The sequence below is a fragment of the Gilvimarinus sp. 1_MG-2023 genome, assembly GCF_030548285.1.
In genome coordinates this window covers 1-230 of sequence record NZ_JAUOSC010001883.1, presented here as the reverse complement: position 1 = coordinate 230, position 230 = coordinate 1, and the positions used below count along the sequence as shown (strand labels likewise).

1 protein-coding gene is annotated in these 230 nt (G+C 57.0%); it reads left to right on the top strand.

Features of this window, described 5'->3' with window-relative positions; translation table 11 throughout:
* The coding region (locus Q4563_RS23230; RefSeq protein ID WP_303606230.1) for an efflux RND transporter permease subunit at window positions 1-230 on the top strand (230 nt) is incomplete at both ends.

Below are 230 nucleotides of genomic sequence, written 5' to 3'. Positions count from 1 at the left end.
GTTCTCAGGTGCGGGTCAAAGACGTTGCCAGAGTGGAACTGGGGGCCGAAAGCTATGCGGTCGACAGTCGTTATAATGGCAAACCGGCCACCGGCCTGGGGATTCAGTTGGCCAGTGGTGCCAATGCACTGGATACGGCAGCGGCTGTACGTGAGCGTTTGGCAGAGCTGCAGCCGTTTTTCCCACCGGGGCTGGAAATTGTTTATCCCTTTGATACCACACCGTTCGTA